Genomic DNA, 26,995 nt, shown 5'->3' with positions numbered 1-26,995 from the left:
TGTTGCATCCCTTAACAATAGACCAAGAGTATTCTTATTCTCGGCAGACTTCACAATTTTTATATATGCTGTTTAAAAGAATTCTATGGATTCCTTTTTTTGAATCCTTATTTATCTCTTACCCTTTTAAACAGGTTTAGTCTGCTTGAATCATTGTAAAGCGTAATAGTGCTCTAAGTCAAAACTGGCAAATTTCGAGTAAACCTGAGCTTTTCCTTGAAATGAACTACCTTTAAAAAGTATGATTAAGACAGATCTAAGCTATAGAACGGATTACTGCATTAACATCTGTTAACGGTAGCCGGACTAGCGGAGGGAATTAGATATGAGACATTTATTCATGAAACTACATCTCTGGGAGCGGCATCTTTTTAAGTGGATCAACGGACGAATGCATAATCGTTTTTTGAACTTTTGGCTCTTTTACCTTACTCATTTGGGTGGAGCTACAAGCACGATTGTTATCAATATACTGATATGGGTATTAGCTCCTGAGCCTTGGAGAACTACAGGTTTACAAGCCTTGACAGCACTAGCTGTCAGCCATATACCCGTAGCTATCGCCAAAAAACTGTACCCGCGAATGCGTCCTTATCTGGCGTTACCGGAAACCAATACTTTTCGTAATCCATTAAAGGATCATTCTTTTCCATCTGGTCATACTACAGCTATCTTTGCTTCTACGGTCCCTTATATGCTGGCGTTTCCTGCTATGACCGTTATTCTGCTGCCGCTAGCTTGTATTGTCGGATTTTCTCGTATTTATCTTGGATTGCATTATCCATCAGATGTTATAGCTGGCGCAGTGATCGGTTCCTGCGTAGCAGCTGGTACTATAGCCTTATGGATGTGAAGCATTTATTGTTAATAACCGGGAAAACCCTTGAGAATAGGTGAATCAACATTGCGTAAAAAAAGAATCTTAATACTCTCGGAAGGTTTTGGCGCCGGACATACACAAGCAGCTTATGCGTTGTCGAGCAGTCTGCGCCAATTATCGCCTAATTTACAAACGAAGGTGCTAGAACTTGGAAATTTTCTAAACCCCAAGATGGCACCTATTATTCTGTCTGCTTACCGAAAGACGGTAACGACACAGCCAAAATTAATGGGTTATGTCTACCGTCACCAGAAATCATTTAATCGTCTTACCACGCTTGCCTTGCATCGTATATTTTATACGCATGCCAAAAATATTGTGAGACAACTGAAACCTGACGTAATTGTCTGCACTCATTTTATTCCAGGTGCTGTAGTATCCCGCCTAAAGAGACTAGATCCTACCTTAAAAGTGCCGCTCGTCACCGTTATAACAGATTATGATGCGCATGCTACCTGGATTAGCCCAGAGGTAGACCTTTATCTGGTTTCAACACCTGAGGTTAAATCCAAATTACGCAGCCGAAATATTCCTGCCACGAAAATTCAGGTAACAGGCATACCGATACACCCTAATTTTTGGAAGCATCCCGGAAAGCAGGAGATTCGAGAGCAATTCAATCTGCGGGAGATGCCAACCGTTCTAGTCATGGGCGGCGGCTGGGGAATCATGAACGACCAAGTCGTAAATGCTTGTCTGGCGGAATGGCGTGACAAGATTCAAATTGTTTTCTGTCTCGGCAAAAATGAGCAGCTGCTAAAGGAAATGAAAGAAGACCCGCATTATAATCATCCTAATATTTCCTTAATCGGCTTTACGCGTGAAATCCACAAGCTGATGGAGGTCTCCGATCTGCTGGTTACAAAACCGGGTGGAATGACTTGCAGTGAAGGGCTGGCAAAGGGTATTCCCATGCTCTTCCATCACCCTCTTCCCGGTCAGGAGGAGGAGAATTGCCGCTACTTTACTGCAGCCGGCTTCGGAGAACCCATCGAATCTTTAGAGGTTGTCGAAATGTGGATGGAGCGCCTCTTGAACAACTATGAGGATGTGCAAAACAAGCGCAAACTCCACCTTGAAGAAATCGCTCGCTATCACCCGTTACAATGTGCTCAGAGTATCATCGAATTATTGGAATAGTTAATAAAAAAAGCGGCAGCCTCCAAACCACATGGAGACTTGCCGCTTTTTTATTGAAGCATGCCTTATGGAGCAGTGCTTTGTAACTACAACCGATATTTATCCAATCGGGTAGCCTGATACTGTTTGAGTGCTTCTGCGCCTACAATTGCCTCGCAACGATGGATATTCACGCCACGTCCGACAAATTTCGTCTCATATTCTGTCATGATATGATCCTCGTTGATGATGCCATCTGCATGTAGGTCCAAAGAAATATTTTTCATCTGCAAGCCAAAGTCCGCAAAGGCATTTAATGAGAACTCAAAAAGACTGCGGGAATCTGTTTTCAGATGAATTTCACCTAGATCGCTAAGCAAACCGCGATATTTGTCAAGAAAACGCGGATGTGTCAAACGACGCCGGGCATGCTTGCTTTTAGGCCATGGATCGCTGAAATTAAGATAAATCCGTTCAAGCTCTCCCGGAGCAAATACTTCCTCAGCATAATCGATATTTGCAAGTGCCAATTTCAGGTTAGGCGGTGTTTCATGTCCTGCCGGCTCCCATACTGCTCTAGCCTTATCTCCAGCACGGCGGATCAGCTCATCATACATATCCACTCCGATAAAGTTAATATCAGGATATTTAAAGCTCATTTGGCTGATAAACTGTCCTTTGCCCATTCCGAACTCCACATGGATCGGATGATCGTTACCGAACAGCTTGGACCACTCACCTTTATAACTCCGAGGATCTAGAATGACTAAATCCGTCTGTTCTTCCAAACTTTCACGTATTCCTTTTCTTCCGCGTAAACGCATAGGTATTCCTCCGATTATCTCGTATACGATAACTGTCACTTGCAATATTGTGCCGAAATTGTCCCAAAAAGTAAAGGGATTGCGGTAAAAAAGAAAAAGGAATTCTCTGGTTCAGCTCTTAAATGAGCTGTTCAGAGGAATTCCTTCGTTGTTGTATATTGGAAATAAATTTCGTTCTTGTCTGACAGATCAGGATTTACTTTGTGTTTGTGGCAAATGTCTTTTTTTCGAATGCGCTACGAATTTTACGCTGCGCATCTGTCTTGATCTTAGGGTTGCCGTTAAATTCCACGCCCGTTAGTGCAAGGGCTTCATCTGGCGTTAAATGGACTTCAATCGAATCTTTACCCTCAGCATATACCGTTTGAGAATTCATTGCTATCACCTCACGGTTATTATTATGGATCGGACGACACGAAATTATGAACTCCTGGATGAATTTCTTTATGCCACAGTAGCTTTTCACACTCTGAATATAACATACTATGTAAGCATTTTCAAGCCGAAAGCGCCTTATTTCCTGCCTATTTTTCATGCCGTTATGGGGAGTCAATGTTACGCCGAGCTCGGTTTTTTGATACAATGTATTGGATTATAAGAAACGGCTGTGCGTTCTCTGGGATAAGGACGCCATCTGTCTCAGAAAAATATAAGGATAAGGGAACTTATCCATAATTATATTTTCAGAAAGGGGCTTCTCGTGTCTAATCTTCAATACACTTCTCCTCCGCAACTTTGGGGAGATAAACGTTTTCATACTTGGAATTACGAAATGCGTGAACACATGAACACCAAGGTATTCAAAGTTATGCTTGATGCAGGCTTTACCTGTCCCAATCGTGACGGCTCCATTGCTAAGGGAGGCTGCACATTTTGCAGTGCCAGAGGTTCTGGTGATTTTGCCGGAAGCCGCCGAGATGACCTAGTCACACAATTCAATAACGTCCGTGACAGACAGCATTTGAAATGGCCAAATGCTAAATATATCGGTTACTTCCAAGCCTATACTAATACGTACGCTCCGGTCGAAGAGCTGAGAGAATATTTCGAAGTTATTTTGCAGCAGCCTGGTGTCGTTGGATTGTCTATTGCTACCCGCCCTGACTGTCTGCCCGATGATGTAGTCGAATATTTAGCAGAGCTCAACAAGCGTACGTATCTTTGGGTAGAGATGGGTCTTCAGACTATACATGACTCCACTTCTGAGCTTATTAATCGGGCGCATGATACGCAGTGTTATGTGGAGGCTGTGGAGAAGCTGCGCCGTCACAATATTCGAATCTGTACCCATATCATTCACGGTCTCCCACAGGAGACGCACGAAATGATGCTTGAAACGGTATCTGCTGTAGCTCGCATGGATGTGCAGGGAATTAAGATTCACCTTCTGCACCTCATGCGCAAAACACCAATGGTGAAGCAGTATGAAGCAGGATTGCTCCGATTCATGGAACAGGACGAGTATGTAAAGCTGATTGCTGATTCACTTGAAATTCTGCCCCCTGAGATGATTGTTCATCGCTTGACTGGAGATGCCCCACGGGATCTCTTAGTTGGACCGATGTGGAGTCTCAAGAAATGGGAAGTGCTAAATGCCATTGACGATGAGCTTGTTGCTCGTGATACTTGGCAGGGTAAGTATTGGAGGAAGGGCTAATGGGCTTTATGTCCGTTCTAAGCTTTGCTCATAAATTAATCTCTGAGCGGCTGACTTTAGGTGACCGTGCGATTGATGCAACTGTAGGTACTGGTGCTGACACGCTTTTTCTAGCCAAAACAACCGGAGCTCGTGGCGAAGTCTACGGCTTTGACATTCAAGCTGCGGCGCTGAAGCTGGCAGAAGAACGTCTCCGGCTTGCGCGGGAGGAAACTTCTTCACTCTCTGGCGTTACCTTACTGGAACGCAGCCATGCCGAAATGGCAGAAGCCGTCCCGGCTAACTGGCCAGGCACCGTTGGTGCTGTAATGTTCAATCTTGGCTATCTGCCTTCAGGCGATGCCGACAAGAATATCATTACTGAGCCGGATAGCTCTATTGCAGCCCTGGAAGCTTCACTCCAGCTGCTGCGTCCGGGGGGAATTATTACGGCTGTACTGTATCCTGGCCATGCAGGCGGAGATCTCGAAGCCGCCGCTGTTGAAGCTTGGGCAACGACTGTTTCCCCTAAGGTAGCGCAGAGCATTGTATACCGTCAGCTGCAGCGCACGGACGCACCTTATGTAATTGCCCTCGAGAAGAAAAAAGGTTCCCCATCTTAAGCTTTTTAAACAATCAAACAATCTTGTAATTGGGAAGGAAGATTACGAATGACACAACCATATCCTTTAAAATTTCAACCGGAGTTTAAAGAACGTGTCTGGGGTGGCCGCGCGCTGGAGAAATTCGGCCTGAATCTACCAGAAGGTCATATTGGTGAAGGCTGGATGATTGCCGATCATGCGAATGGAACATCTTCGGTGGTTAATGGAGAATTAGCTGGACAAGGTCTGGATCAAATTCGTGAGCAATTTGGTCATGAGTGGTTCGGAAGCAAGGGAATATCAGAAGCTGGCGGAAGATTTCCACTCTTGATCAAATTGTTGGATTGCAACGACAACCTTTCCGTTCAAGTCCACCCTACGGATGATTATGTAGGATTGCCTAAAGGTGAACTGGGTAAAACAGAGATGTGGTACGTACTAGACGCTAAGCCAGATGCAAAAATCATCTACGGCCTTAAAGAAGGCGTAGACCGTGAAACATTACGCGAAGCACTGGAAAACGGCACGGTTATGGATAGCCTTCAAGAGGTATCTGTCTCCGCTGGCGATTCCTTCTACATCCCTGCCGGAACGGTACATGCTCTATGCGCTGGTGTCGTTGTAGCGGAAATTCAACAGAATTCCGACACTACATACCGTATTTATGACTACGACCGTCCAGGTCTAGATGGAAAACCACGCGAGCTTCATATCGAGGATTCTCTGAATGTTACAGCTTATGAAGGCGCCGGCGCTACTTCGATGAAGACCGATCATGCAGTGCCTGGAGAGTGGCTGCAGCTTGCCGCTTCACCTTATTTTATTGTCGAAAAAGGGATCGTAAATGGTTCGTGGGATCTCACCACTTCAGAAGACAGCTTCACTATTCTGGTTATCTGCGAAGGCAGCGGACATCTGGCTTGGGAAGGCGGCTCCCAGCCTTATGCCGCAGGGGAATGTTATCTGATTCCTTCCAACCTAGGCCGTTATACTATCGAGGGTCATTCTACTGTGCTTCGCTCTTATTTACCATAAGTCGAGAACCTTTAGGAGGAATGGACCATGAAGGAAAACAGCTTTACTCTAACGGATCCCATAGGTGTAACCATCCATGTCTATGAATGGTTACCTGAGTCCGATGTTCCAGTTAGAGGAATCGTGCAAATTTCACACGGGATGTGTGAAACTGCTGCCCGCTACGCTCGTTTTGCGGAAGCTTTAACCGGGGTTGGTTATGCAGTATATGCCAATGACCACCGGGGACATGGTAGAACCGCTGGTCAAGTCAATCTGCTTGGTGATGTTGGGGAGGACGGATTTTATTGGATGCGGCGCAATCTTCTGCAGGTAGGTGCCGCAGCACTCTCCAAGCATGAAGGAAAGCCCATCATTTTATTCGCTCACAGTATGGGTTCCTTTCTGGGTCAAAAACTCATGTGCGAAGAAGGCAACGAAATCTATTCAGGGTTTATCCTCAGCGGGACAAATGGTCCACGCAGTATGCTGCGTATTGGAGAATCTTTGGCTAGCGCGCAGCTTAAGCTAAAGGGTGAGCATCATCGTAGTGTACTGCTGAACAGTCTGGTATTCGGTAGCTATAACCGCGCCTTTTCCCCGGTCAGAACAACATTTGACTGGCTGAGCAGCGATACTGCAGAAGTAGATAAGTACATTTCCGATCCATTCTGCGGAGCTATTTGTACAACCCGCTTTTTCCGTGGTTTCTTCCACCTCCTAAGAGAGATTCATACTGAGGAATCACTTAGCACATTATGTACAGGTAAGCCCATTTATATATTTGGTGGGGATAAGGACCCTGTCGGGATGAACGGTCAAGGCATTCCCCGTCTTGCGGAGTTGTATAAGAAACGAGGAGTGTCAGACGTTGAGTACCGACTCTATCCAGAAGGCAGACACGAAATGCTAAATGAAGTAAACCGAGATCAAGTCACTGCCGATGTACTCAACTGGTTAGAGAACCACCTTCCTTCAGAGGTTTCTACGATAAGTTAAGAAAAAAACGCGGTTGTTAGTGAATTTATGAGACGAGAAACGAGATTACAAATGTGGCAACATAGAAGCGATGCTCCAATTATTTTGGGGGTCGCTTCTTTGCGGTTTGCGGTTTGCGGTTTGCGGTTTGCGGTTTGCGGTTTGCGGTTTGCGGTTTGCGGTTTGCGGTTTGCGGTTTGCGGTTTGCGGTTTGCGGTTTGCGGTTTGGGTAGCTTATCTCAGCAGACTTCTCAATCTAACAATCTCCAGTTCCTCCGCGCATCTGAACTTTAGTAGATAAACTTACCCCACCGCTTTCGAGCTCGCTGAGGCTAACTACACATCGTCACTCACCCACACCACTTTCGGACTCAGTTAACACTAACTACACATCGTCACTCTCCCCCGCCACTTCCGGACTCATTTGACACTAGCTACACATCTTTACTCTCCCCCGTCACTTCCGGACTCGGTTGACACTAACTACACATCATCACCATTTCCTCTCCACATTCGGACTCGGTTGACACTAATTACACATCATTACTCTCCCCGCTACTTCCGGACTCAGGTGACGCTAACTACACATCATTACTCTCCCCCGCTACTTTCGGACTCAGATGATGCTATTTGCTAATTTATAGCCTTTCGCGCTAGGTTTCGGACTCCAGTGCACCTATTCATGGGAAACAGGTTCATATTGGATGTTTTTCGTGCCAATAGCGACTATGCGGTCCGTTAGCATCCAAAAAACAGGATATTTCCACGTATAAGGTCCGCTGGGTCCGCCTGCGACGAGTCATTACACTAATTACATTCTCCGCTACTTTCAGACTCAGCTAACGCTAACTACACATCACTTTCTCCCGCCACTTCCGGACTCAGTTGACACTAACTACACATCATTACTCTCCCCGCTACTTTCGGACTCAGATGATGCTATTTGCTAATTTATAGCCTTTCGCGCTAGGTTTCGGACTCCAGTGCACCTATTCATGGGAAACAGGTTCATATTGGATGTTTTTCGTGCCAATAGCGACTATGCGGTCCGTTAGCATCCAAAAAACAGGATATTTCCACGTATAAGATCCCCTGGGTCCGCCTGCGACGGGTTACTCACCGCTTCCGGACTCAGTTGACACTAACTACACATCATTACTCTCCCCTGCTACTTCCGGACTCAGTTGACGCTATTTGCTAATTTATAGCCTTTCGAGCTAGGTTTCGGACTCCAGTGCAGCTATTCATGCGAAACAGGTCCATATTGGGTGTTTTTCATGCCAATAGCGACTATGCGGTCCGTTAGCATCAAAAAAACAGGATAATTCCACGTATAAGGTCCGCTGGGTCCGCCTGCGCCGAGTCATTACACTAATTACATTCTCCGCTACTTTCAGACTCAACTAACGCTAACTACACATCACTTTCTCCCGCTACTTTCAGACTCAGCTAACGCTAACTACACATCACTTTCTCCCGCCACTTCCGGACCCAGATGACGCTATTTGCTAATTTATAGCCTTTCGAGTTGGGTTTCGGACTCCAGTGCAGCTATTCAAGCGAAACAGGTCCATATTGGGTGTTTTTCATGCCAATAGCGACTATGCGGTCCGTTAGCATCCAAAAAACAGGATAATTCCACGTATAAGGTCCCCTGGGTCCGCTTGCGACGGGTTACTCACCGCTTTCGGACCCAGATGACGCTAACTACACATCATCACTTCCCACGCCGCTTCCGGACTCAGATGCGCTAGCGCACAAGGCAAAAGAAATAGACCGTCCCATTAAGGAACGGTCTATCCTTCCACCCGCCTATCACAAAGGCAGTGTGTAGTACTGAGCGCGTTGGCTCTCGTTCTGCTGATACATTACGATTAGTAGCGTGCGCCCTTCCCTAATGGAAGCGGGCTCCGCTACTGCTACAGCCGAGCTTGCTGCTTGGGCAGTCTCTTCTAAACTACTATCTGCTGCTTCCTGTAATGGCGAGTCTGCCGAAGGCAACGCCTCCAGATTAGCCATATCAGCTTCACCATCCTCAAGGCCCTCATCGGCACGCATGCCGCTGATGGAATCCAACACCGCTTCCAGCGAGAATGGCAACACTTCCAGCACAGTATACTTTTGCAGTTCTCTTTCGTTAAGTCCTGCTTCAGCCAATTGGGCAGAAATTTGACCCGGATTAGCCGCGATATCCTTCAAATAGCTCGACCAATCCGATTTATCCAGCACGAAATCCCACCAGATTTTGCGCGGCTTGTACTTGTGTCCAAGGAAATAATCGAGCTTCATCAAGCCAGTTATAACATCCATAGATGGCGTCCCGCGATCTATCAGGAAGGACTGCAAGCGGGTGAAGAGATCTTCCAGCTGATGGCCAATCTTTTGCCAGCCTCTCTCCTCCCAGTAGTCACCGAACTCCTGAAAGAAATCGAATGGCGAATCAAATACATGACGGATTAAGTACTTGGCCGTATGGTCCATCCGGTGGCTGTTCCAGTATTTCTCCAGCACATCCTCAAGCCGCTTCAAACGGATAATGTCTGAGAAAGGCATCATATGACTGCTAAGGATTTCATAAGGTGCATGTTCCATATATGTGTAATCATATTTAGACGCCTGCGCCCGCAGCCCCGTTCCCCGCAGCATTTTGAGGAATCCTAGCTGTAGCTCTTCCGGCTCCATAACGAATACATCATTAAACGTTTTACGGAAGGTACTGTAATCCTCCATAGGTAGTCCGGCAATCAAATCCAGATGCTGATCGATATTGCCGCTTGCCTTAATCTTCATTACGGTACGGGACAGCTTTTTGAAATTCTGGCGGCGTTTAACAAGCTCATTTGTCTCATCGTTGGTAGATTGCACCCCAATCTCAAATCTAAAAATACCCGGAGGCGCATTCTTAGATAGGAAATCCAGAACTTCAGGCCGCATGATATCTGCGGTAATTTCGAACTGAAACACGCAGCCTTGATGATTATCGATCAGGAATTGAAACATTTCCATCGCATAGTTGCGGTTGATATTGAAGGTACGGTCCAGAAATTTAATGATTTTGGCGCCATTCTGTATTAAATAAAGCAGATCAGATTTCACTCGTTCAATATCATAATAACGTACGCCTACTTCAATACTGGATAAACAGAACTGGCAGTTAAATGGGCATCCGCGGCTCGTCTCAAAATAAACAATACGTTTACTCAAATCTGGAATATCCTCAGGAAAACGATGCGGCGTAGGCAGCGTATTCAGATCGCTTTTGGGACGTGGAGGATTGACGATGATCTCTTCTCCCTTGCGATAAGCGGCTCCATACACAAAGTGAAACTTACGATCATCCCTTAGCTCCTGCAGCAAATGGTGGAACGTCTCTTCCCCATCTCCGTTAACTATAAAATCAATGCCAGCTTCTCTTTTCATCCAATGAAGCGGCTCATACGAAACTTCCGGTCCTCCGAGAACAATCGTAACTTCAGGCATCACTTGCTTAAGAATACCAATCAGCTTCAGCGTCTCTTCGATGTTCCAGATATAACAGGAGAAGCCAATCACATCTGGCCGTTTCTGAAACAAGTCGGACACGATATTCATCACGGGATCTTTGATGGTGTACTCTGCCAAATGAATATCCTTAAATTCATGCTCACTGTACGCTTTTAGCAAGCGGATTGCGAGTGAGGTATGAATATATTTGGCGTTTAACGTGGTCAGGACGATTTTCATGCTACACGACCTTTTCTACATTTCATTTTGAAAAAACTCTAAGAATGCCTTACCGTACTTCCGGTATTTCACTTCCCCAACACCCTTTACCCTCAGCATTTCCGCTTCGGTCTGCGGGCAAACCACACTCATCTCACGCAGCGTGGCATCATTAAAAATAATGTACGATGGCACATGCTCGCGTCCTGCCAATTCACGCCGGATAAGACGCAGCTGCTCAAAGACAGTCTCATTGACGGCTGATGGCGACAGGTCATGCCCCCGACTACGAACTCTCGTACCGGATGTTGTGCCTGCCCGCGAAGGCCGCGCCACACGCTGCATCACCTCACGCTGTCCGCGCAGGACCTCGGCAGCCAGAGGCTGTAGCCGTACTACAGGGTACTGGCCTTCCGACAAGGCAAGATACCCTTCTGAGATAAGCACATTGATACTCTCTGAGATTTCCTTCTCCGTCCGGCTCGACATCGCCCCATGTGTGGGCAGCTTATCGAAGCCGTACTGCATCACCTTTTGATTGCGAGAGCCTTTCAGCACAGATGCTACCAACGCTACACCATAACGCTCCCGCATGCGGTGAATGCAGGAGAAGATCTTTTGCGCATCGACGGTCATATCCACTAGCTCTCGTTCATCCGTACATGAGCTGCAGATACCACATGGCTTGTCCCCATGTTCTTCCCCGAAATAATCCAGCTGGGCACTGCGCAAGCAGCGAGTAGTATAGCAATAATCAATCATTTGCTGAAGCTTGCGATATTCGTTAGCTTTACGGTCAGTATCCTGTGGATTCTGCTCGATCAGGAACTTTTGCGTCATAATATCCTGCGCACTAAACAGCAAAATACATTCACTCGGCTCCCCGTCACGTCCAGCACGACCCGCTTCCTGAACATAAGCTTCCATATTTTTGGGCATATTGTAGTGAATTACGTATCGGACATTGGATTTATCAATCCCCATCCCAAAGGCATTCGTAGCCACCATAACCCGGATATCGTCATAGAGGAACCCTTCCTGGCTATCTGCCCGCTCCTGATCATTCATACCCGCATGATAGCGACCTGCTGCTATGCCAGAGGCCTGCAGCCTCTGATACAGATCATCCACTTCTTTGCGGGTTGCCGCATATACAATCCCCGGCTGGTGGGAATGCGTAGCCGCATAATCCATAACGAACTCCCGCTTGTTCTCTCCCCGCAGTACGGACATTGCCAGATTGTCTCTTCCTAGTCCCGTCATGAAAATACCCGGCTCACGCAAGCGCAGCAGCCGGACCATATCCTCCATAACCTCCGGCGTCGCCGTGGCGGTAAATGCTGCCAGGATCGGACGTTCAGGCAGCTCATCTACAAATGGAGATACCGACAGATAACTTGTCCGAAAATCATGTCCCCACTGGGATACACAGTGCGCTTCATCAACAGCCACGCAGGAAATAGACAGCTCAGCCATTTCCAGACGGAACCAGTCCAGCTCAAGTCTTTCGGGCGCAACATAGAGCAGCTTCAAATCACCCCGCCGGGCAGCCCGAATCCGCTCATTCACTTCTTTTCCGCTTAACGTGCTATTAATAAAGGCTGCCGGAATACCCGCAGTAGTCAACGCATCCACCTGGTCTTTCATCAGCGAGATCAGTGGTGATATCACCAGTGTCAGCCCTGGCAGGAGCAGTGCAGGAACCTGATAACAGATCGATTTCCCGCCACCCGTAGGGAGGATTCCCAATGTGTCGCGTCCTTCCAGCAAGTTCTGAACAATCTTTTTCTGGCCATCCCGAAAGTCTGGATAACCGTAATATTTTTGCAGCTCAGCCTGCGCCTGTTCAATAGTAGGTGCTTGCATCTTCATATCTATCATGACTCCTTAGGCGTTTCTATCTTTAGTTTAGCGGTCAATGGTGTAATGAGCAACACTCTAGAAGTCCTTCTTTCGTTTCTCCTTTTGGAAAAATTACATAAAAGGAGCGCTTTTGAGCCAAGCTTTAAAAATCATCATTCTTTAGGAAAGGGGAATAGCCGTGCAAAACTGGAAGCAAAACTATAGTTCTTTTAAGCAAAAAAAAACGCACGAAGATCCCACCATTCCTGATCAGCGTTCGGAAAAGCCACTAGATCCCGACCTAAAAAATAATATTAAAGCCATTAGCCAAATTTTTGGAGAAGATGCAGATCTCGTTGTGCGTAATTTTCGGGTATACGGTTTATATGATGCGGTAATTATCTTTTTTTCATCTTTGGTGGACCAAAATCAAATTCATGAGCATGTGCTTAAACCGTTAATGAGCCCTCCCGCTGATCTCTCGACAATTCCTGAAGAGCGCAAGGATCTGCCTGATTTCATCTGGAATACGACCATACAAATAGCGGCTGGGAACCGAACGAAGGACTTAAATTCTCTGCCACTCGCTCTATTAGAAGGGAGCGTTGTACTCCTTATAGATGGTATGGATCAAGCACTTCACTTCAATTTGCGTAAAATCGAACATCGCAGCATTGAACAGCCACAGACCGAGCAGGTAATTCGTGGCTCACGCGAAGGTTTTATAGAAAACTTGGAGGCAAACCTTTCCTTACTCCGTTATCGGCTGCAAACGCCAGATTTCCGGGTTATTACTGCTCCGCTTGGTGTGCGGACACGCTCACAGGTTGCTGTGTGCTATATAGAAGGGATAGTAGATCCTGAATTGGTTGAAAAAGTGATGAAGAGATTATCCATGATAAACACAGATAGCATCCTTGATGCAGGGTACATCGAGCAATTCATTGAGGATAACCCATTATCTCCTTTTCCTCAGGTTCAACCAACAGAACGTCCGGATAAATCAGCGGCAGCCTTATTGGAAGGAAGAGTCATCATTCTGGTAGATGGCTCCCCATTCTCGCTCATCGTCCCTGCATTGTTCAATCAATTTTTTCAGACCATAGACGACTATTCGGAACGTTTTATTGTAGGCAGCCTAATCCGGGGGATTCGACTAATTGCCCTGTTGTTCTCTCTTTTTTTCCCTGCTCTATATGTATCCGTCATCTCCTTCAACCCGGAGCTTATGCCTACCGAATTTGCCGTAGCGATTTCAGGGGGTAGAGCAGGCGTTCCTTTTCCAGCGGTCTTGGAAGTTCTGATTATGGAGGTCTTCATGGAGGTGCTCCGCGAAGCAACTATTCGTCTACCACAAATGATTGGGGGCGCCCTTTCTATTGTAGGTGTTCTTGTTATTGGTCAGGCTGCTGTTTCAGCAGGCCTAGCAAGTCCGACAACCGTTGTTATTGTCGCTATAACCACTATCGGTTCTTTTGCCACCCCTGCCTATAATGCCGCTATCTCATCCAGAATGCTAAGATTTCCACTGATTATTCTAGCCGGTTGTTTTGGTCTTTACGGAGTCATGTTAGGTACCATCGTTATCGTGAATCACTTATTATTCTTGGAATCCTTTGGCGTTCCTTACATGACACCATATGTGCCCACGAAATGGAGAGATCTGAAGGACAGTCTGATTCGTGTCCCCTTATGGTGGATGAGAAGACGTCCGAGCTTCTTGAACACTCAAGACCCTACTCGTCTCGCTCATGAGTTACCAACGACGTATTCAGATCAGATTTTTAAGGAGAAGGGTGAACTCGATGAACAACAACCGCCCCATAACAACGATCCAAGTCGTCGCAGTAGTCGTTAGTACGATTATTGGAATAGGTATCTTGAGTATTCCCCGTTATATGGCTGAAGCCGGAGACAGTGGGGCGCCGCTGGTTTCGGCTTCAGGCATCCCTGTTGCATTTCTAGGCTGCTGGTTTACAGCCGCTGTATGTCGGAAATTCCCCAATGAAACTCTGTTTGTATTCAGCCGCCGGTTAGTCGGGAGAAGCATCGCGGATATTTTCAATGTACTTATCTCTTTGTTTTTTGCTTTCTCTGCCGGGATTACCATGCGTCAATTCGGAGAGGTATGTGTTGCGGTCGTGTTTAAAAAAACACCTATCGAAGCGGTCATTCTATTAATGCTTATTTTGGCTGCTTTATCTATCCGCAGAAACATTGTGAAATTCACCTATGTACATATTTTTTATTTGCCTTTCATCTTGTTAACCGTTCTCAGCATTATATTAGTAGCCATGAAAAATGTAGATGCTTTAAACTTACTTCCACTCACTGGAAATTACATCACCTTTTCAAGCTTTTCCAAAGGGACTGTCACTTCAGCTGCCCTTTATCAGGGTACATTTGTCATCACACTGCTGGTTCCTTTAATGAAAAAACCTCAGCAAGTGCTTAAAGCAGGAGCTGCTGCCCTTTTTATTATTGGCTTCATCTATGTAATGATTGTTGCGGCCACTTTAGGAATGTTCGGAGCGCAAGAAACCAAATTACTCGCTTATCCAACCTTAGAAACCGCCCGCTCCATTTCTATTGGTGCAGGACTACTAGAACGATTCGATGCGCTGTTTATTACTGTTTGGGTAATATCTATATTTACTACCATTTTTACGAACTACTACTTAGCAGCATATTCACTTCAGCAAGTATTTCGGTACAAAGATCACCGCCTTGTATCAAGCTTCTCACTTCCACTTATCTTCGTCTTTTCACTTTTGCCAAGAAATATTTATCAGGTTTATACCTTTTCTTCCGTCACAGCGATTATCGGGTTAATTTTTTTGACTCTCTACCCTCTTCTTTTATGGTTAATAGCTCTGATTCGGCAAAAAGGAGGGCTATCGAATGAATAAAGTAATTAACAAGCGTATTAGTCTTCTCCTCCTTCTCTCTCTGGTATTTGTATTCCTTACGGGCTGCTGGGACCAGCTCGAAATTGAAGATCGTGCATTAGTGCTGGGATTGTCTATAGATTCAGTGCCGGCAAATAGTAAAACCGAAGATGATCAAACGACACATCTAAAAAGCGCAAATATTAATTTGCCCAAAATCCGTGTGACCGCCCAAATTGCAGTTCCAGGGAGAGTTCCGTTAGGTCCTAGCAGCGGGGGAGAAGGTAGCGGGGGGAATCAAAATCCGGTTTGGGTTGTACAAGTTTACGGTTACTCACTAGATGATGCCTTAAACAATTTGCAACAACAGATCTCTGACCCACGTTACCTCATCCATCTTCGGGTGATTATCATCAGCGAGGATTTTGCACGCAAAAACCTGTCGGATTTAAATGATTATTTACGCCGCAACCCTGAAGTCCGTCGCCGTACCTGGTTATTAGTGTCCGAAGGCGAGGCTTCTAAATTTATGAATATTAATCCACCACTTCAGCGAGTTCCAACCCTCTATATCCTATCCACCATGGAAAAAGCCGTGAGATCCGGAAAGTTCCCAGCTAACTATATAGGCGTATTCTGGTCAGCTGAATCTAAATGGGGAGAGAGCGGTTATCTGCCTTATGTGTCTTTACATCAAAAAGACAATATGTTGATAAAAGGTCTTGCTTACTTTAGCGGAGGCGTTATGGTTGGTTCGACTACTCCCATTGAGATTGGCGCATATATGTCCATGAAAGGTCTTGATCCTGGGGGATATTCCGTCATGTTCAATTCAGAGGACTTTGGCCCACTGACTCTTAAAGTTAACGACCGATTTACAAGGTCTAAAGTTAAAATCAAAGACGGCAAACCCCATATCACTATAAATATTTATTTAGAAGCAGCGCTAGATGAGCACCTAGGTAATAATATTCGTATTGATTCCAGCCAGGATTTAAAAAAACTTGAGGCCAACTTTCAAAAAGGAGTCCTCACCATCTTCGACCATCTGATTAAACAGACGCAACAGGCTCACTCGGATATCTTTGGCATGGGTGAATATGTTCGTGCATATGCTCCTTCCTACTGGAAAGCTAATGTTCGTGACAAACATGACTGGGAGCAACAGTATTCTGATCTCTCTATAGAACTTAATGTGAAGACGAATATTGAAAGAGTCGGTCTTAAAGAAGACTAGATATGGGGATGTGTTCAAATGATCTATCATCAACTAACTTATTTAACTCTCGTGCTCCTGCTCTCCGGACTATTCCTGCTTACTGTGGATACCAAGATCTATGCTGTAAGCGCCATGCCCCGGGAAAAGAAATATGCCCGCAGGTTAGGCTGGGTATATCTCGGTTTATTCCTGCTTCTTGGATTAGCACAGCTGTTCTATCTTTGAGCAGCAGCAAACCAGTACGCCTGCCTCTCCATAGCATTTCTTAACAGCCCATGGTATATTGAGGAGTACAATATTAAAGGACGGAGAATGCATCCATGAACTCAAGAAGAAATCCTAAAGAAACAGCCAAAAGAGGTACTCGTTCTCACAGCAAGCCTACTGGCAAGCTTAATCATAAAACTAAAGCACCCGCAGCACCCAAAACATTTACTGTAAACGAACCTTCTGAACTATTGCCCTTCTTACTCACCCACGTCACGGGTCGCGGACGAAATGCGATTAAATCCATCCTATCGCGTGGACAAGTGTCGGTGAATAATAAGGTAGTTACACAGCATAATTTCCAACTGCATCCGGGTCAAAACGTTACTATTGATCAAGAGAAGCCTGTACAAACAGCAGAGATGATCGGACTTAAAATCGTTCATGAGGATGAAGACCTGATTATTGTTCAAAAGGATGCTGGACTGCTATCTATCGCCACTGCGGAAGAAAATGAATTGACGGCTTACCGCCAGCTCATGGAGCATGTCCGTGTTAGCAATCCACAAAATCGGATTTTTGTCGTACATCGTTTGGACAGAGATACATCAGGCGTAATGATGTTTGCCAAAAGCGAACGGATTCAGCAAGCGCTACAAACTACTTGGAAAGATACCGTGAAGGAACGTTCTTACGTAGCGCTCGTGGAAGGCGCGGTTAAAAGACCTGAAGGCAAGATAAGCTCGTGGCTCAAAGAAACCTCAACCCTTAAAATGTATTCCAGTCCTCATGAAGGCGATGGACTACATGCAATTACACATTATAAACTCATTCAGGCTAACCGCCATTTTTCCTTGCTAGAGGTTAAGCTCGAAACCGGACGAAAAAATCAGATTCGGGTGCACATGGCAGATATCGGCCACCCTATCGCAGGTGACAAGAAATATGGTGCAGAGACCAAAACGGTAGGAAGACTTGGCCTACATGCTCGAGTGCTCTCTTTTATTCATCCAACCACTGGAGAACTGATGACCTTTGAGAGCCCGATTCCGAAGACGTTCCTGAAATATACTGCGCCTGCGCCTACAAACTAAGAAGTGAACGTATACCCACAACCGAGGAGTATTCCCTCTTATGGGAAGCCGTAACTTCTACACAAGATGCCCGGTCCATTTGGTCCTGGGCGTCTTTTTTTAACTTCCTATCACATCATGTTACAATATAAATAAACAAAGAAGGTGCTCTTATTGTTCCACCCTACAGTTTTCGATAATATTAAGATCGCCTTTGAGAACCAGATTTATGACTACGATAATTTAGACGGAATATTGGTGGTTACGGATCGCTCCGACCTTCTGAATATGGCGCTGATGTCCAGAGAGTTCAGTCTCTCCTTCCAATTAACTGCAGGCAGGAAAGTAACCGCCGAAATCCTGCTCACTTCGTCCACGAAAGATCTCAGCGATGAAATCTTGGAGGTTCCTAATACGGATCCCGGCTGTAATCTTTCACTTCGTTTTTATATGGAAGTCGAAGATATTCCTAGCGAATGTCAGGCGATAGACAGTATTCTAAAAGCGATCTGGGGACCTGATTTCCAGCCTGTGCAATCTTTAAGCTTCATATATGGCCAGGAAAGTGAAACTTACAATAACTGCATCGAGCTGCAATTCAAAAGACAACTCACAGAAGAGCAAATGGAGGACATTCCAAACCTGCTAAGCCACCTGCTGCAAAGTGCGGAAGAACTGGAATCCTTCACGGTATAATCCCTACTTTTTAACGTTCGTACTATGGGAAAAGAGGTGTGCATGAAATGAAATTCCTGCCTGCTGCCAAAAGTAAAAGTTGGTTTCTCTGGATGACCGTTTATGCCATTCTTCTATGGCTTCTCTTCCCTCTACACCGATTCGTGATGCTGGCCCAGGAAATGGATGCCACACTCTTACTGCGCTTTGCTCTTTTTTCCGTTGTAGTGGCTGGGATCGTCAACACATTAGGCTGGCTCGGAGCGCGTCTGCTCTGGGTATTTAGCACGGCGGGAATAATCATAGGTGCGGCATTTATGCTGGGCTACACCTACCAAGAGATGTCCGGTTGGGAGGATCTCGCAGGCTTCCTCGCGTTTTCCTTATTTTCATGCGCCGGATTTGCACTGGGTTTATTAGCCGAAGGTATTCGTCTGCTGTATAAGCGAGCATCGAAGTCTTGAATGGAAGAGGTGAACGCTGTTGTCCAATTCTTTTCTAACCAAAAATGCATTGTCGCATTCTTTAAAAGAGCTAATGGAGCATACACCGCTCAATAAAATTACTGTTAAACAACTAGTGGACCATTGCGGACTAAACAGACAAACGTTCTATTATCATTTCCAGGATATATTTGATTTGCTAGGTTGGATTTATAAGACTGAGGCTGTCGAAAGCCTCGCCCAGTATCGCAGCTACAGCACTTGGACGGACGGGTTTTATAGAATCTTCTGCTACATTGAGCGGAATAAATCCTTTTGCTGTAACACGCTAAATTCATTAGGCAGAAATCATCTGGATGCATATCTGTACGAGGTGACAAACGATCTCATCATGGGGGTTATAAACGAGCTGTCCTCCGGGATGGAGGTTTGCGAAGAAGACAAGCACTTTATAGCCAATTTTTATACGCTAGCCTTCACAGGCCTAATCATTCAGTGGATGAGAGAAGGCATGAAGGAACAGCCGCACCATATGATTGAGAAGCTAAGTGATCTAATTGAAGGAAATTTTCTGAAAGCTTTACACAAATATGAGAACCATCCGTTGTAACCTTTGGTTGCAGCGGTTTTTTTTGTCTAAAAACTAGACAGATCACCCATAATGACAAAAATCCAGACACTCTAAAGAGTTTGATTATACCTTCAAAATAGGAGTTGGTTTACATTAAGAGTGTGATTATTTAAACAACTACTTGGAGGCGACCATTGTGAAAAAAGAGTACGGTAATAGACAGGTTTATTTTGTCGGTGGCGGAATTGCATCCTTAGCGGGCGCTGCTTACCTGGTCAGAGACTGTGATTTTCCGGGACAAAACATTCACATTATTGAAGAGATGAAGATTCTTGGTGGTAGCAATGACGGCGCAGGTGACGCTGAACATGGTTACGTTGTCCGCGGCGGTCGTATGCTCAACGATGAAGCTTATGAGAATCTCTGGGAGCTATTAACAACGATTCCTTCTGTCGACCGTCCGGGGTTGTCTGTGCGGGATGAAATTATTGCTTTTGATACCGCAAATCCAACACACTCAAACGCCAGACTTGTAAACAAAGACGGCAAAGTAGAAGATGTATTGTCCATGGGTTTTGATATGGCTGATCGTCTCGCTATGGGCAAGCTGATTATTACACCAGAAGATAAAATGGGTAAAGCGCGTATCAACGACTGGTTCGCCCCTCACTTTTTCACAACAAACTTCTGGTATATGTGGGCTACTACTTTTGCATTCCAACCTTGGCACAGCGCTGTAGAGTTTAAAAGATATATGCTTCGTTTCTTCCATGAATTCCCAAGAATTCAAACACTGGAAGGTGTAACTCGCACTCCTTATAACCAATATGATTCCATCATTCTGCCTTTGCACAAATATCTTGAACCATTCGGTGTCGATTTCACACTGAAATGTACAGTTACTGATCTGCAGTTCAAAAAAGGTGACGGAATTACCGTAACCCAAATGAATGTAGTGCGCGAAGGTGTCAAAGATGTGATTGATGTAAAAGAAGATGATCTCGTAATTATCACAAACGGTTCTATGACCGAAGGCTCCAGCCTTGGCTCTATGACTTCTGCTCCACGCCTTAACGGCAAGGGAAGCTCGTGGAAATTATGGGAAAACATCGCTTCCAAGAAACCAAGTCTTGGCAATCCTTCTTCGTTCGATGATCATGTAGACGGTTCGAAATGGGAGTCCTTTACTGTAACTTTCCATGACTCCAAATTCTTCGATCTGATGGAAAAATTCACACGTAACCGTGCCGGCACAGGCGCTTTGGTCACATTTAAGGATTCGAGCTGGTTTATGTCCGTTGTACTGGCCTTCCAACCGCATTTCCGCAATCAGCCTGAGCATGTTAAAGTGTTCTGGGGTTACGGACTGTATCCAGACAAAGTTGGAGATTTCGTGAAAAAGAGAATGTGTGATTGTACCGGCGAAGAAATTATGCAAGAATTGATCGGTCATCTTCACTTTGAAGAACATAAGGACGAGATCATGGCTACCGCCAATTGTATTCCTTGCATGATGCCTTATATCACTTCTCAGTTCATGCCTAGACTCAATAGTGACCGACCAAAAGTTGTCCCTGAGGGTTCCACGAACCTGGCCTTTATTGGACAATTCTGTGAAATTCCAGATGACGTTGTATTCACTGAAGAATACTCCGTGAGAGCAGCGAGAATTGCGGTATATACTCTACTTGGTATCGAACGGCCTATCGAGCCAATCAACCAATATCAATACGATGTACGCACACTATTCTCAAGCTTTGTTACATCTTTCAGATAAAACCACAATTCAGCGACAAGCGCTTCCGGATATCGGAAGCGTTTGTTTTTGGGAGTGGTGAGTAACAAAAGAACAGTTTTATCAAAACAAAAAAGAGCTGAGGGCTCCCTCAGCTCTTTTGTTTTACTCGAATCCAAACTTTAAATATTGCAAGATCCATCTGCGCAGCCATCATCGGTAGATACTTCAGAATTCCCCTTACCAACCACTTGTAATGTTGGTCCTGCTTGTTCCTCCGCCCACACAGTATCCAGTACCTCTGTAAATACAGGACCTGGTTGTGCACCAGATAAAGCATATTTATTGTTGAATACAAAGAAAGGTACACCGGTAATATTAAGACGGCTTCCTTCTTCAATATCGCCATTAACCTCATTCGCAAAAGCATCCGTTTCCAGCATTGCCGCAGCTTCCACTTGATCTAAACCAACTTCAGCAGCGAGTGAAGCCAGTACACTGCGATCTCCAAGATTTAATGAATCCGTAAAGTAGGCGCGCAGCAGACGTTCGGACATTTCTGCACCTTTTCCCTTTGTGCTTGCAAAATGACTCAGTCTGTGACTGTCGAAAGTGTTGGTATGCTTTACTGTATCAAAATTAAATTCCAAGCCCACATCTTTAGCTTGCTCCGCTAGTTGTGCGTTCATTGCTTTTGCTTTTTCGACGGTCATCCCGTATTTGGCAGCCAGCAGCTCATGAATACTCTTGTCTGTACTTACCTCTGCATGTGGATCCAGTTGAAAGCTACGGAATACTACCTCTACTTGATCACGGTTCGGGAATTGGCTTAGCGCATTCTCCAAACGTCTTTTGCCAATATAACAAAAAGGACATGCATAATCGGACCAGATATCTATTCTCACGAAAAAACCTCCTAATATTATTGATAATTTGTAGCTGTCATATAAGAGTAATAACTAAATATACGTCGCTTACTATTATATAGTTAAAAACTCAAAATTACAAACTTAACTTTTAATAAAATGACATTTATAGACGTGAATGTTAAAGCAAAAAGTAAACGAAAGTGGTATATACGCTCCCCTTCTGGGCAGATAAAATGAAGTTAACACCAGAAATTCCGAAGGGAGATCCCCATATGCATGATGTATCTATAGTGATACCTACCCGTAACCGTATAAACGACCTTACAGTGTGCATAGAGTCTATAAGCAAGCAGACACAGCTAGAGAATGTCTCCATCGAGCTCTGGATTGTAGATGACGGTGAGATTCCTGTAGAAAGATTAACCTATTATCGTAACATAATGAACAAATTGCCACAGGCTGAGTTTCGATATCATCGTAAGACTAATCCGGGACTCTGGCTTTCCCGTTATGAGTCACTTGGACTAGTAAATGCTGAAATTGTGCTTCATTTAGACGATGATGCAGAATTAGATGATTCCTTATATATTCGACGATTGCTTGATACTTATGCAGCGGACGATTCAATTGTCGGTGTAGGCGGTGTGGCAAAAGGCATGCGCAGCAGCAAACCAGGTCGGCTGTTTGGCATGCTGACCGGACAAATGTCTGGATCACCGGGCAGATTATCCCCAAGCATGTTTGCAGGCTCCCTATTCCTCTGGGGAGAGAAGGAGCAGGTTTTTGAGACGGATTTTTTTCACGGCTGTAATATGTCATTCCGACGCTCAGCATTACAAGATATGAAACCCTATCCCTGGATGACAAGTTACTCCATTGCCGAGGATATTTACTTGTCTCATTTGGCTAGCCGTTATGGCAAGCTTGTCATTAACCCGGCTATGAAAATCATTCATCATGAGTCGCCAGGATCTCGGGATAAGGCGGGCGTTGTTGCAAGAGCTACTGCCATCAATCATTATTATCTGCTCAACTTACGTAAAGCACCCCCTATGAATTATGCCGCATTGATCTGGACGTTAACCTGTCTTACAGGTAAAGAAACTCTCAAACGAAATTTTAAAGCCGTTAGCGGTTATGCCAAAGGAATCCTTTTCGTAATGAATCCTCGTAAAAACAAATACCGTGAATACATGCTAGATTAGCTTAATAGCTACCTCTATATCCACAGCGTTGCTCCGAATCAGATTGCGGGGCTTTTTTTTCGTGCAGACGGAGTTGTACGTAAATACGCCATGAAATTAATTTCCATCAACTTCTGATCTAGGGTATGATAGTAATAATGTGTTTTAGAAACTAACTTTATGGATGGTGGAATATGTTCAAGAACAAAAAAACGACGTTGATCCTCGTTGTTATCGTCATCGTCGTCATAGCTGTCGGCGCTTGGCTAATTACTAAAAATAAGGATGACAAAGCGACGGAAACACCGGGTGGCGCAACAGCTTCAGGAAAAGGCGAAGCCAAGTCACTCTCACAGACCTTTTATATCTATGACACGGTCGTGAATATCAAAGTGTTCGGAGAAAATGTAGCCCAAAAAAATATGGATGATATCCAGCAAATGCTGGAGCGAATGGATATGGAGCTTAGCCGTACAAAAGAAGGCGGCGAGGTTTACGCAGTCAATCAAGCAGCAGGAAAAGAAGCGGTTGTCGTTTCGGACGAGACCTTAGATGTTGTAAAACAATCCGTGCAATATGCAAAAGAAATGGACGGGCTATTCGATCCCACGATTGGTCCGCTGATCGACCTCTGGAACATCGGTAGTGGCGGAGATAAAGTCCCTGATCCAGCAGCTATCGATGCAGCCAAGAGCCTAACCAATTACAGGGACGTTGAAATTGACGAAGCTGCTAAGACCGTGAAGCTACTGAAGGAAAATATGGTACTGGATCTTGGAGGTATCGGCAAAGGGTATGCTGCTGACCGTATCGCTGATTATTTAAAAGAGCAAGGCCTTAACAGTGCAATGATCAACCTCGGCGGCAGCAGTATTATTGCGTTAGGTACGAAACCAAACGGAACGGATTGGAATATTGGTCTGCAGGACCCTGACCAAAGCCGCGGCACACAACTAGGAACGATTAAAATCGCGGATGAGGTCATCGATGCTTCTGGTGTTTACGAACGTTATTTTATGCAAGACAATGTTCGTTATCACCATATTCTTGATCCACGCACAGGTTACCCTTCTCAGAACGGTCTCAAAAGCTTGACCATTATGAGCCCTAATGCAACAGATGCGGATGCTTTGTCCACTGGGGTGTTCTTGATGGGGATCGAAGAAGGTATGAAATATCTGGAGTCGTTACCTGAAGATGTAGAAGCTTTCTTTATTACCGATGACAACAAAATCTACGCCACACCAGGCATTAAAGAAAGAATGAATCTGACTGATCCTACGTACAGCTTCGCTGATTAAACGAAAAGAGCTTGCCCCCATAAGGCCGTTGTTGGCTTTGGGAGGCAAGCTCTTTTGTTGTGGATAAAGGTTCTTTGGCGTGGCTGAGGGATATTCATTGCCCATTCATCGCCCAGCAGCCTGATAATTAGGGAATTCCTCCCTAAAATCATTAGATTTTTTCAATGTAAACCTTCGATTAGGGAAAACCTCCCTAAAAATCACCCGAATATGGCTATAAACATGTTTATTTCGGTTTTATTAGGGAGGAATTCCCCAATAACCTCAATTTCGCGCTCTAACCGGTTAATTTCAGGGAGTTTTTCCCTAATTAATTCCCGATCAAGATTTTTGCAGCACCAAAGGCAACTCGCTAAATTCCTTATAATTCGTAAAAATATAACTAGGCCTATGATCCGTAGCCGGCTGTCTGCCTCTCGGATTATACCAGCAGACCTTCCAGCCAGCCGCAAGCGCTCCTACTACATCATTAGCCCAGGTATCGCCTATATAAAGTGAATGGTCTGGTGAAGTGCCAGACTTCTGATTTACATGCAAAAAGAGTTGCGGATCTGGTTTGGCCAGACCTACCGCGTCAGAAATAAAAATCATCTCCTCGGGGATCATCTGATCCAGACCTAATCCGCGAATCTTTTTCATTTGATGATCTTTGGGTCCATTCGTAATGATGCCTACTTTATGACCAGCAGCAATGAACCTTTCCAATTGCTCCCGGACTCCATCTATCATTTGAATGGTGTACTGACGGCCAATGTATGCCGCTTGTACCGCCGTGGCTTGGTCACGATCAAGCTGTAAACCATACTCTGCAAAAGCAAGCTCCAATCGGCGTACCCTAGTTTCCTCCAGCGGAATTTCTCCACGTAAATACATAGGCCATAATACATCACTATGATGTCTTACTTTATAAAATAATTCTGCAAAGTCCAGACTGTTCTCATCCGGTCTAAGCACTTGACGCACCGCTTCTTTAAAAGGAACCAAATGATCATATAAAGTATCATCAAGGTCAAAAAAGATTGCCAGCTTATTACTTGTATCCACTTTAACGCCCCTTACTCATCTTTCTCTCTAGCTTTAGAAAAAAAGGTTATAGGTATAAAAATCATCATCCCGAATGTAGCCATGCGCTTCATATAAACGCTGTGCCCCCACATTCGCCGTCATTGTTGTCATGGACAAGCCCTTCGTATTCGTAGCGAGCGCATGAGCTCTGGCACTTTCCAGCAGCTTGGAGCCGAGCCCATGGCCTCGCAGTTCCGCAGTTACATATAGATCATTCAATATCCAGAGACGCTCCATAGAAACCGATGAAAAAGAGGGATAGAGCTGAGTGAAGCCCCACGCTCTTTTCTCCTCGCCTTCTCCCCCCACCGCAATAAAGATTACCGATTCGTTCAGCTTCAATCGATCTGATAAAAAAGCACGTGCACCATCCAGATCAGAGACTGCCCCATAAAATACCCGATACTCATCAAACAATGGGATAAGCCGTTCCAAATCATCATAGATCACACGTTCAATACGATAGTTGTTCATCCTCAGCGCTCACTTTCCGGCTTGGGCCGTTTTAACGTTATTGTATATTTCAGCCGTACCGTGCACCATGGAGCGAACGCCAGATCATTTGGACAATTATTCTTATTCTTTGGAATCGTAGAACACATGCCGGGCACTGACTTTACCCTCTTCGATATCCAAAATTCCGAAGGAATACAGTTTCTCACGTCGTTTATCTGTTGGCGATCCTGGATTAAAGAGCAGAATCCCATTCTCTTCCCGCAATAAAGGCTGATGCGAATGACCAAAAAGAATACAATCCACCTTATCGTTCGCAAAAGCAAGCAGCGCATTCCCGTCCGTTCCTTTGCGGGAGTGTGGCGTATGCCCATGGACCATTCCGATCCGGACTCCCTCAAGCGTTAGCAGCTTACGCTCCCCGAAACGCTCAATGATCTCTATTCCATCGTTATTTCCAGCAATCCCTTCCACTGGAGCTAATTCAGCCAACAAATCGTAGATTCCCATACTCACCCAATCTCCAAGATGCAGAATCAAGTCTACATTCCGGAATTCAGCAACAAGCGCTTTGGGCAGAGACTTAGCCATTCTTGTCATATGTGTATCTGATACCACGCCTACTTTCATATAACTCAGCTCCTAATCTATCATACTCATCTCATATTCAAATAATTGTACGATTTGCTTAAACGAGAAGCAAGTTCTGTGA

Annotated in this window: 25 protein-coding genes; 17 read left to right on the top strand and 8 right to left on the bottom strand. The window is 45.1% G+C overall.

Annotated features, from left to right (window positions below):
- The first annotated feature begins 325 nt into the window (after positions 1-325).
- Together NYE35_RS06655 and NYE35_RS06650 are read left to right on the top strand one after the other, a co-directional pair.
- The gene (locus tag NYE35_RS06655; RefSeq protein WP_036679516.1) at positions 326-853 is read left to right on the top strand and encodes a phosphatase PAP2 family protein; all 528 of its coding nucleotides are present in this window, start codon (positions 326-328) and stop codon (positions 851-853) included.
- 51 nt (positions 854-904) lie between these two features.
- Positions 905-2,020, top strand: a complete 1,116-nt coding sequence (locus tag NYE35_RS06650; protein ID WP_036679519.1) for a UDP-N-acetylglucosamine--LPS N-acetylglucosamine transferase — start codon at positions 905-907, stop codon at positions 2,018-2,020.
- A gap of 86 nt (positions 2,021-2,106) precedes the next feature.
- On the opposite strand, the gene trmB is transcribed toward NYE35_RS06650, so the two are convergent.
- Positions 2,107-2,823 carry a tRNA (guanosine(46)-N7)-methyltransferase TrmB gene (gene trmB, locus NYE35_RS06645; RefSeq protein ID WP_036679523.1) on the bottom strand — a complete coding sequence of 239 codons (717 nt, stop codon included), beginning with the start codon at positions 2,821-2,823 and terminating at the stop codon, positions 2,107-2,109.
- A 196-nt stretch (positions 2,824-3,019) separates the two neighbouring features.
- Positions 3,020-3,199, bottom strand: coding sequence for a hypothetical protein (locus NYE35_RS06640; protein ID WP_036679526.1), 180 nt, complete (start codon positions 3,197-3,199; stop codon positions 3,020-3,022).
- Positions 3,200-3,523: 324 nt separating this feature from the next.
- On the opposite strand from NYE35_RS06640, the gene NYE35_RS06635 reads away from it, so the two are divergent.
- From NYE35_RS06635 to NYE35_RS06620, 4 genes are read left to right on the top strand one after another with little or no spacing between them, the layout of a single operon-like run.
- Positions 3,524-4,480 carry a TIGR01212 family radical SAM protein gene (locus NYE35_RS06635; protein ID WP_076107276.1) on the top strand — a complete coding sequence of 319 codons (957 nt, stop codon included), beginning with the start codon at positions 3,524-3,526 and terminating at the stop codon, positions 4,478-4,480.
- Positions 4,480-5,082, top strand: a complete 603-nt coding sequence (locus NYE35_RS06630; protein ID WP_036679532.1) for a class I SAM-dependent methyltransferase — start codon at positions 4,480-4,482, stop codon at positions 5,080-5,082. Before NYE35_RS06635 ends, NYE35_RS06630 begins: the two co-directional genes overlap by 1 nt.
- A 48-nt stretch (positions 5,083-5,130) precedes the next feature.
- Complete coding sequence (locus NYE35_RS06625; RefSeq protein ID WP_076107278.1) at positions 5,131-6,099, top strand: type I phosphomannose isomerase catalytic subunit; 969 nt, start codon at positions 5,131-5,133, stop codon at positions 6,097-6,099.
- A 27-nt stretch (positions 6,100-6,126) separates the two neighbouring features.
- Positions 6,127-7,077, top strand: coding sequence for an alpha/beta hydrolase (locus tag NYE35_RS06620; protein ID WP_341120455.1), 951 nt, complete (start codon positions 6,127-6,129; stop codon positions 7,075-7,077).
- 1,794 nt (positions 7,078-8,871) lie between these two features.
- Here NYE35_RS06620 and NYE35_RS06615 read toward each other — a convergent pair.
- Both NYE35_RS06615 and recQ read right to left on the bottom strand, forming a co-directional pair.
- Positions 8,872-10,779, bottom strand: a complete 1,908-nt coding sequence (locus NYE35_RS06615) for a B12-binding domain-containing radical SAM protein (RefSeq protein WP_339823670.1) — start codon at positions 10,777-10,779, stop codon at positions 8,872-8,874.
- A gap of 15 nt (positions 10,780-10,794) precedes the next feature.
- Positions 10,795-12,630, bottom strand: coding sequence for a DNA helicase RecQ (recQ, locus tag NYE35_RS06610; RefSeq protein WP_036681455.1), 1,836 nt, complete (start codon positions 12,628-12,630; stop codon positions 10,795-10,797).
- A 169-nt stretch (positions 12,631-12,799) separates the two neighbouring features.
- On the opposite strand from recQ, the gene NYE35_RS06605 reads away from it, so the two are divergent.
- From NYE35_RS06605 to NYE35_RS06565, 9 genes are all read left to right on the top strand, one after another.
- Positions 12,800-14,458 carry a spore germination protein gene (locus tag NYE35_RS06605; RefSeq protein WP_076179827.1) on the top strand — a complete coding sequence of 553 codons (1,659 nt, stop codon included), beginning with the start codon at positions 12,800-12,802 and terminating at the stop codon, positions 14,456-14,458.
- Positions 14,406-15,509, top strand: a complete 1,104-nt coding sequence (locus NYE35_RS06600; protein WP_036681452.1) for a GerAB/ArcD/ProY family transporter — start codon at positions 14,406-14,408, stop codon at positions 15,507-15,509. The genes NYE35_RS06605 and NYE35_RS06600 overlap by 53 nt, the downstream gene beginning before the upstream one ends.
- Entirely contained in the window at positions 15,502-16,725 is a 1,224-nt protein-coding gene (locus NYE35_RS06595) for a Ger(x)C family spore germination protein (RefSeq protein WP_038569201.1), read from the top strand. The genes NYE35_RS06600 and NYE35_RS06595 overlap by 8 nt, the downstream gene beginning before the upstream one ends.
- An 18-nt stretch (positions 16,726-16,743) precedes the next feature.
- On the top strand, positions 16,744-16,932 hold the full coding sequence (locus NYE35_RS06590) for a CLC_0170 family protein (protein ID WP_038569199.1): 189 nt from the start codon (positions 16,744-16,746) through the stop codon (positions 16,930-16,932).
- A gap of 95 nt (positions 16,933-17,027) precedes the next feature.
- Positions 17,028-18,008 carry an RluA family pseudouridine synthase gene (locus tag NYE35_RS06585; protein WP_076099010.1) on the top strand — a complete coding sequence of 327 codons (981 nt, stop codon included), beginning with the start codon at positions 17,028-17,030 and terminating at the stop codon, positions 18,006-18,008.
- A 153-nt stretch (positions 18,009-18,161) separates the two neighbouring features.
- On the top strand, positions 18,162-18,683 hold the full coding sequence (locus tag NYE35_RS06580; RefSeq protein WP_036681441.1) for a hypothetical protein: 522 nt from the start codon (positions 18,162-18,164) through the stop codon (positions 18,681-18,683).
- Between the two features lie 47 nt (positions 18,684-18,730).
- The gene (locus tag NYE35_RS06575; protein WP_076099011.1) at positions 18,731-19,126 is read left to right on the top strand and encodes a hypothetical protein; all 396 of its coding nucleotides are present in this window, start codon (positions 18,731-18,733) and stop codon (positions 19,124-19,126) included.
- 19 nt (positions 19,127-19,145) lie between these two features.
- Complete coding sequence (locus NYE35_RS06570; protein ID WP_036681438.1) at positions 19,146-19,715, top strand: TetR/AcrR family transcriptional regulator; 570 nt, start codon at positions 19,146-19,148, stop codon at positions 19,713-19,715.
- A gap of 157 nt (positions 19,716-19,872) precedes the next feature.
- Positions 19,873-21,453, top strand: coding sequence for an oleate hydratase (locus tag NYE35_RS06565; RefSeq protein WP_076099012.1), 1,581 nt, complete (start codon positions 19,873-19,875; stop codon positions 21,451-21,453).
- Between the two features lie 140 nt (positions 21,454-21,593).
- Here the strand turns inward: NYE35_RS06565 and NYE35_RS06560 are convergent, their stop codons facing one another.
- Positions 21,594-22,316, bottom strand: coding sequence for a DsbA family oxidoreductase (locus tag NYE35_RS06560; RefSeq protein ID WP_076099013.1), 723 nt, complete (start codon positions 22,314-22,316; stop codon positions 21,594-21,596).
- A gap of 236 nt (positions 22,317-22,552) precedes the next feature.
- Here NYE35_RS06560 and NYE35_RS06555 point away from each other — a divergent pair, with 236 nt between their 5' ends.
- Both NYE35_RS06555 and NYE35_RS06550 read left to right on the top strand, forming a co-directional pair.
- Entirely contained in the window at positions 22,553-23,485 is a 933-nt protein-coding gene (locus tag NYE35_RS06555) for a glycosyltransferase family 2 protein (protein WP_076225293.1), read from the top strand.
- Positions 23,486-23,658: 173 nt separating this feature from the next.
- A complete protein-coding gene (locus NYE35_RS06550) occupies positions 23,659-24,765 on the top strand; it encodes an FAD:protein FMN transferase (RefSeq protein WP_036681858.1) in 1,107 nt (368 codons plus the stop codon).
- Positions 24,766-25,086: 321 nt separating this feature from the next.
- Here NYE35_RS06550 and NYE35_RS06545 read toward each other — a convergent pair whose 3' ends face one another.
- The 3 genes from NYE35_RS06545 to NYE35_RS06535 all read right to left on the bottom strand — a co-directional run bounded on the left by NYE35_RS06545 (position 25,087) and on the right by NYE35_RS06535 (position 26,913).
- On the bottom strand, positions 25,087-25,809 hold the full coding sequence (locus NYE35_RS06545; protein WP_339211550.1) for an HAD family hydrolase: 723 nt from the start codon (positions 25,807-25,809) through the stop codon (positions 25,087-25,089).
- A gap of 33 nt (positions 25,810-25,842) precedes the next feature.
- Entirely contained in the window at positions 25,843-26,304 is a 462-nt protein-coding gene (locus tag NYE35_RS06540; protein ID WP_339211548.1) for a GNAT family N-acetyltransferase, read from the bottom strand.
- A gap of 102 nt (positions 26,305-26,406) precedes the next feature.
- Positions 26,407-26,913: a metallophosphoesterase family protein gene (locus tag NYE35_RS06535; protein ID WP_036681852.1), complete on the bottom strand. Its 507-nt coding sequence runs from the start codon at positions 26,911-26,913 to the stop codon at positions 26,407-26,409.
- Between the last annotated feature and the right edge of the window lie 82 nt (positions 26,914-26,995).

This window comes from Paenibacillus sp. FSL L8-0494, from assembly GCF_038003695.1.
Classification (GTDB): domain Bacteria; phylum Bacillota; class Bacilli; order Paenibacillales; family Paenibacillaceae; genus Paenibacillus_AQ; species Paenibacillus_AQ odorifer.
The sequence above is the reverse complement of the archived record's forward strand: the minus strand, read 5'-3'. Positions and strand labels throughout refer to the sequence as shown.